Source organism: Corynebacterium sp., assembly GCF_030535495.1.
GTDB lineage: Bacteria > Actinomycetota > Actinomycetes > Mycobacteriales > Mycobacteriaceae > Corynebacterium.
On sequence record NZ_JAUNRW010000090.1, the window covers coordinates 1 to 6,085 of the forward strand.

The 6,085-nt window shown below is 68.7% G+C and carries 7 protein-coding genes; 1 reads left to right on the top strand and 6 read right to left on the bottom strand.

Translation table 11 applies throughout. The features are described 5' to 3' along the window. The 3 genes from hisB to hisD all read right to left on the bottom strand — a co-directional run. Positions 1-512 (bottom strand): imidazoleglycerol-phosphate dehydratase HisB (gene hisB, locus Q4F73_RS09875; protein ID WP_303359180.1); only part of this gene is annotated, 512 nt, incomplete at its 3' end. After that, positions 512-1,612 (bottom strand): histidinol-phosphate transaminase, encoded by a 1,101-nt coding sequence (locus tag Q4F73_RS09880; RefSeq protein ID WP_303359181.1) that lies wholly within the window; start codon positions 1,610-1,612, stop codon positions 512-514. The genes hisB and Q4F73_RS09880, both read right to left, overlap by 1 nt. Next, complete coding sequence (hisD, locus tag Q4F73_RS09885; protein WP_303359182.1) at positions 1,613-2,917, bottom strand: histidinol dehydrogenase; 1,305 nt, start codon at positions 2,915-2,917, stop codon at positions 1,613-1,615. Between the two features lie 101 nt (positions 2,918-3,018). On the opposite strand from hisD, the gene Q4F73_RS09890 reads away from it, so the two are divergent. Continuing rightward, the gene (locus Q4F73_RS09890; RefSeq protein WP_303359183.1) at positions 3,019-4,098 is read left to right on the top strand and encodes a YbjN domain-containing protein; all 1,080 of its coding nucleotides are present in this window, start codon (positions 3,019-3,021) and stop codon (positions 4,096-4,098) included. Here Q4F73_RS09890 and nadC read toward each other — a convergent pair whose 3' ends face one another. The 3 genes from nadC to Q4F73_RS09905 all read right to left on the bottom strand — a co-directional run. Further along, positions 4,099-4,959 (bottom strand): carboxylating nicotinate-nucleotide diphosphorylase, encoded by an 861-nt coding sequence (gene nadC / locus Q4F73_RS09895; RefSeq protein ID WP_303359184.1) that lies wholly within the window; start codon positions 4,957-4,959, stop codon positions 4,099-4,101. It abuts the gene before it with no gap. Next, entirely contained in the window at positions 4,959-5,474 is a 516-nt protein-coding gene (locus Q4F73_RS09900; protein WP_303359185.1) for a hypothetical protein, read from the bottom strand. The genes nadC and Q4F73_RS09900 overlap by 1 nt, the downstream gene beginning before the upstream one ends. Next, a partial coding sequence (locus tag Q4F73_RS09905; RefSeq protein WP_303359186.1) for a hypothetical protein occupies positions 5,475-6,085 on the bottom strand: 611 nt, incomplete at its 5' end.

A 6,085-nucleotide genomic window follows, 5' to 3' on the forward strand; every position in this document is an offset into this window, starting at 1 on the left:
GCCTCGGTGATGTGGTGCGGGTCGCGGCCGTAGTGGCAGATGACGTGGAGGGTGATGCGGGAATTGAGCGCGAGGGTCTCGAAGAAGTGCTCGTTGATCACCGTGGCGTAGTGCCCGCCGATGACGGAGGTGATCATGTGTTCCGGTTCGCCCCGCATGACGAAGTAGGGCCGCCCGGAGATGTCCACGACCGACTCGACCAGGGTCTCGTCCATGGGCAGCTGGCGGGAACCGAAACGGCGGATGCCGGCCTTGTCGCCGACGGCGTCGAGAAGCGCGGCGCCGAGGACGATGGCGGTGTCCTCGACGGTGTGGTGCGCGTCGATCTCGATGTCGCCCTTGGCGTGGACTTTCAGGTCGAAGGACCCGTGCACCGCGAAGGCGGTGAGCATGTGGTCGAAGAAGGGCAGGCCGGTGTCGATGTCGGCGCGGCCGGTGCCGTCGAGGTTGATCTCGACGGTGATGTCGGATTCGGAGGTCGTCCGGGTGGAACGTCCGATGCGGTCGGTCACTAGAGGTTCTCCTTGATCACGTCGGCGGCGGCGCGCAGGAACGCGTCGTTCTCCGCGGGCAGCCCGATGGTGGTGCGCAGGTGTCCGGCGACCCCGACGTCGCGGATGAGGACGTCGGCGTCGAGGAAGCGCTGCCACGCGGCGTGCTGATCGGCGAAGGTGCCGAAGAACACGAAGTTCGATTCGCTGGGCACCACATCGTAGCCCAGTTTCTCCAGCTCCGCGACGACGCGGATGCGCTCCTGAGAGAGCTTATCGACGGTCGCCAGCGTGTCACCCCGGTGCCGCAGGGCGACGGTCGCCGCCGCCTGGCTGAGCATGGACAGGTGGTACGGCAGGCGCACCAGCATGACCGCCTCGATGAAGGCCGGATCGGCGACGAAGTAGCCGAGGCGCCCGCCCGCGAAGTCGAAGGCCTTGGACATGGTGCGGGAGACGACGAGCTTGCCGGGGTACTCGGCGAGCAGCGTCACCGCCGAGGGGGACGGAGAGAATTCACCGTAGGCCTCGTCGACGATGACGATGCCGGGGGCGGCGTCGAGAAGCGTGCGGATGTCCTCGAGGGAGGTGACGTCACCGGTCGGGTTGTTCGGGGTGGTGATGAAGATGACGTCCGGGCGGTGCTTGTCGACGGCCGCGAGCGCGGCGGCCATGTCGATGCGGAAGTCCGCGCCGCGCGGGCAGTTGAGGAACTGCGTCTGCGTGCCCGCCGAGAGGATGGGGTGCATGGAGTAGGAGGGCTGGAATCCCAGGGCCGTCCGGCCCGGTCCGCCGAAGGCCTGCAGCAGCTGCTGGAGGACCTCGTTGGAGCCGTTGGCCGCCCACAGGTTGTCCACCGTGACCTCGACCCCGGTCTGCTCGGTGACGTAGTCGGCGAGCTGGGTGCGCAGCTCGACGGCGTCGCGGTCCGGGTAGCGGTTGAGATCGGCGGCGACCTTGGTGACGGTCTCGACGAGATCGTCGATAAGCGCCTGCGAGGGCGGGTACGGGTTCTCGTTGGTGTTGAGCTGGACGGGGACGCTCAGCTGCGGGGCGCCGTACGGCGACTGACCACGCAGTTCCTCGCGCAGGGGCAGCTGGTCCAGGGTCAGGCGGGTCACCTACATCACCTCGAATCGGGCGCGGATGGATTCGCCGTGGGCCGGGAGATCCTCGGCGTCGGCCAGCGCGATGATGTGCGGGCCGATCTCCTTGAGCGCGGTGCGGTCGTACTCGATGAGATTGACCTCGCGCAGGAAGGTGTGGGTGGACAGACCGGAGGAGAAACGTGCCGTACCGGAGGTGGGCAGCACGTGGTTGGAGCCGGCGGCGTAATCGCCCAGCGGCACCGGCGAGTAGGCGCCGACGAAGATGGCACCGGCGTGGCGGATGCGCTCGGCGACCTCGCGGGCGTTCTCCGTGTGGATCTCCAGGTGCTCGGCGGCATAGGCGTCGGCGACGGCGATGCCCTGCTCGAGGTCGTCGACAAGCACGATGCCGGACTGCTGGCCGGTCAGTGCCCCGGCGACGCGCTCGGCGTTGCGGGTGACGGTGTAGCGGGCGTCGATCTCGCGGTCGACGGCGCGGGCCAGTTCCTCGGAGTCGGTGATGAGTACCGAGGCGGCGAGATCGTCGTGTTCGGCCTGGGAGATGAGGTCGTAGGCGAGGTAGACCGGATCGGCCGAATCATCGGCCAGGATGGCGATCTCGGAGGGACCGGCCTCGGCGTCGATGCCCACCACGCCGTTGACCAGGCGCTTGGCCGCGGTGACGAAGATGTTGCCCGGGCCGGTGATGATGTCGACCGGCTCGAGGTCCTCGTCGCCGTAGGCCAGGAGGGCCACGGCCTGGGCACCGCCGACGGCCCACACCTCCGCGACGCCGAGCAGGTGGCACGCGGCGAGGATGGTGGGGTGCGGCCAGCCGTCGTGGTCGGCCTGCGGCGGGGAGGCGACGACGAGCGAGGTGCAGCCGGCCTCCTGCGCGGGGACGACGTTCATGATGACGCTCGAGGGGTAGACGGCCTTGCCGCCCGGCACGTAGAGACCGACGCGGTCGATGGCGATGTGCACCTCGGTGACGGTCGCGCCGGCGGCGAGGGTGGTGGTGTGCGGGCCCGGCTTCTGATCGGCGTGCACCTTCCGCACGCGGGAGATGGCCTCCTGCAGGGCGGTGATGACGTCCTCGTCGAGCGTCTCGACAGCCCGCTCGATGACCTCCGCCGGCACCCGTACCGACGCCGGGGTGACGGAGTCGAACTTCTGCCCGTACTCCAGCGCCGCCTGTGCGCCACGTTCCCGCACGGCCCCCACGATGGGGGCCACCGTCGGCAGCACCGCATTGACGTCGGTGCCGCCGCGTGGCAGGGCGCGACGCAGCTCACTGGTGGACGGGGTACGACCGCGCAGGTCGATGACGTTGAGCATCGTGAAAGATCTCCTTGGTGGGCTCTGTATTGCCCTATTGTAGGACTCAGGACCTGTGCATTCCGGCACAGCCCGCACGATTGGCTGGAGGTGCCCGCCCCATGGTCACGTTGACCGAGGTGTACGTCGCCGCCGAGTCCTTCGGATTCCACTGCTATGTGGGGGCCGACCGCCTCGTGTTCCCGTGGCACGACCACATCGTCACCGCCTACCTCGACGAGCGCAATCCGCAGGCGCTGGTGTTCGACACGGAGCTGCGCAACCGGATCGGCATGGAGTACACTGGGACGCTCGCGCGCACCATCACCGACTGGAATCATGAGCGTCTCGGCCCCACCGTCTCCCTGCGCGTGGGCGATGAGTCGGCGGTGAGCCTCCACGCCCGCTCCAGCCTGCTCATCGGGGCAGGACTGACCCCGGAGCAGCTGGCCGACTTCGTCCGCCTCTCGATGGAGACGATCCGTCTGGCCGTCGATCACCTCATCGAGGATGTCCCCGACCTGGCGATGAACGAATCCGACGACCACGTCGCGCTGCGCCGCAAGCAGGACACCGCCGCCCTTAACGGCCCTCTCCCCCGCGACCGGCATGTCGGTGTCAACGAGCTGGACGACGATGTCGTGCGGCTGCGCGACATCGACCACCGCCGCAGCCTGGACGACATCGACCCCGGCGACCCCGACGAGGAGTACTCCGCCACCATGAGCACCGACCACGAGTGGGACACCCCTGACGGCGCCGACGAGGAGTCCCCCGCCGACGTCACCCTCGACCGGGTGCGGGAGGCTCTCACCGCGTTGGGAATCGAGAAGACCCACGGCGACGAGGACGTGATCATCGCCTGGATCAACGATGTCCTCTTCGGGTTCTTCCTGGACAACGGCCCCAGCTACCTCATCAAGGGCCACTGGGATCCGGGACTGGATCCGGATTCGGACTTCCTGCGGATGTTCCTGCTGTGCAACGACTGGAACGAATCCTCCATGACCACGAAGGCGTTCTGTCACGAGGATTCCGACGGACTGCAGGTGCGTGTCGAATTCACGGCGCCGGTCCGCGCGGGGATGTCCGATCTGCAGCTCGAGCACAACACCGCCGTGGCCGTGAACCAGGTACTCCACGCCATCGACGAGATCAGTACCGACGCCACCGGCGAATCAGCGGTGGCCTGGCCGGAGTAGTCAGTCGAAGTCCAGCCCCAGATCCAGCGCCGGAGCGGAGTGTGTGAGGGAGCCCACCGCGAGGAAATCCACGCCCGTGCGGGCGTAGTCGGCCGCCTCGTCGAGGGTGAGCCCCCCGGAGGCCTCCAGCAGCGTGCCGGGCGAGACGGCGTCGCGTCGCTGCACCGCCACCTGCACCATCCACAGCTCGAAGTTGTCCAGCATGATCTCGTCGGGTTCTTCCGGCAGCAGCTGGTCGAGCTGCTCCAGGGTGTCCACCTCGACCTCACACCAGGTGTCCGGGAACTGCTCGCGCACGGCGCGGAAGGCGGGGAGCACACCCCCGGCGGCCACGACGTGATTGTCCTTGATGAGGGCCCGGTCCCCGAGCCCCAGGCGGTGGTTGACTCCCCCGCCGACCGTGACGGCGTACTTCTGCAGCAGGCGCAGACCGGGCAGCGTCTTGCGCGAGTCCCGGATTCGGGCGCCGGTGCCCTCCACGGCGTCGACCCAGTGTCCGGTCGCCGAGGCGATCCCGGACAGGTGGGTGAGCAGATTGAGCAGGGTGCGCTCGGCGGTGAGCAGGTCACGGGTGCCGGCGTCGATACGCGCGATGACATCCCCGGGGCCCACCCGGCCCCCGTCCGGGACCTCGACGGTGACGTGGAATTCCGCGGTCGCCACCTGTGCCAGCACCCTGTCGACGAGGAACATCCCGGCGACGGTGCCCGGCTGGCGGGAGACGATCCGCGCGCGGGAGCGGTGTGACGCGGGCACCGTGGCGCGGCTGGTGATGTCCGGGCCGTAGGAGAGGTCCTCGTTCAGCGCCTGGGCGATGAGATGGTCGACGTCGGCGGTGGGGAATTCGGGCGTCATGGCCATCACTGTATCGGCAGCCGCCCGGGCTCCGGCTCGGGGGTCACCAGCGCGGAACACCAGTAGGCCAGCGCGGCGAGGAAGGGGGCGGCCAGCCACCCGACCCCCGGCGCCAGGCCGGGCACCATGCTCACACGGTCTCCCTGACTGAGCTGATGCGGGTCGCCGATGTCGTGGAGCAGACCGGCGGTCACGGTCCCCAGCTGCAGGAAGGAGAAGGCGGAGAACACCGCCACCGCCATGAGCCACCAGAGCATCCCGGGGCCACGGGTACTCGGCGACAGGATGTACACGCCGAGGGAGACCAGCACCGCCAACAGGCCGGTGGCGGCGACGAAACCACCGAAGGAGGTGAACTCGACGTTGACGGAGGCGGGGTCGATGACCACCTGCCCACCCTCGGCGAGGGTCCCCGTGTACGCCGGGCGCAGCAGCCCCCACAGGGCGCCGACCGCGCTGTAGATGAGGAGCGACACCGCGGCCACACCGGCGGCGGTGCCCACCGTGCGTGGGATCGTCATCTAGGAGCAGAACTTCCAGCGGCCGTCTTCATACAGGTACCGCTGCGTCCGCGTCTCGGCATTCCCCTCGGACACGGCGGTGACCACGGCGGAGGCCCGGTTGCCCTCGACCTTGACGTCGGTGATGGAGCGGATGTGCGCGTTGGCGTTGACGTACTGCGGCATGTCCGCGAGGCGGGAATCGGGGATGCCGCCGAGATCCATGCCCTGCGCTCCACCCTGCACGGAGAGGAGTTCGTTGCAGGTGTTGTCCGGCACATAACGCAGCCACTGGTGGAAGGTGTCCACCTCATAGATGCCGCGGACCAGCTGCTCGATCTCACCGCGCTGGGCGTCGTTGGCGTCCTGCCCGCCGATGAGGGGCGCAGGCTCCTCGTGCTCCTCGGGAAGCGGATCGACCGGTTCCGGGGCAGCCTCCGGAGAGGGCTCAGGTGCCTCGGTTGTCTCAGTCGTTTCGGTGGTCGCGGTGGTCTCCTCCGAGGTGCTCGTCTCCTCCTCGGAGGTGGTGGGGGCGGCGGAGCTGGTCGAGGTGACGGTGCTCGGAGGCGCAGAAGTGGTGGGGGTGGTGGCCTCCTCCCCGGACCCGCAGGCCGCGACCAATGTCAACGGGA

What these genes read in the sequence shown, in the direction of transcription:
- Q4F73_RS09890 (WP_303359183.1), top strand. Translation starts at nt 3,019, where the DNA reads ATGGTCACGTTGACCGAGGTGTACGTCGCCGCCGAGTCCTTCGGATTC.
- nadC (WP_303359184.1), bottom strand. Translation starts at nt 4,959, where the DNA reads ATGGCCATGACGCCCGAATTCCCCACCGCCGACGTCGACCATCTCATC.
- Q4F73_RS09900 (WP_303359185.1), bottom strand. Translation starts at nt 5,474, where the DNA reads ATGACGATCCCACGCACGGTGGGCACCGCCGCCGGTGTGGCCGCGGTG.
- hisD (WP_303359182.1), bottom strand. Translation starts at nt 2,917, where the DNA reads ATGCTCAACGTCATCGACCTGCGCGGTCGTACCCCGTCCACCAGTGAG.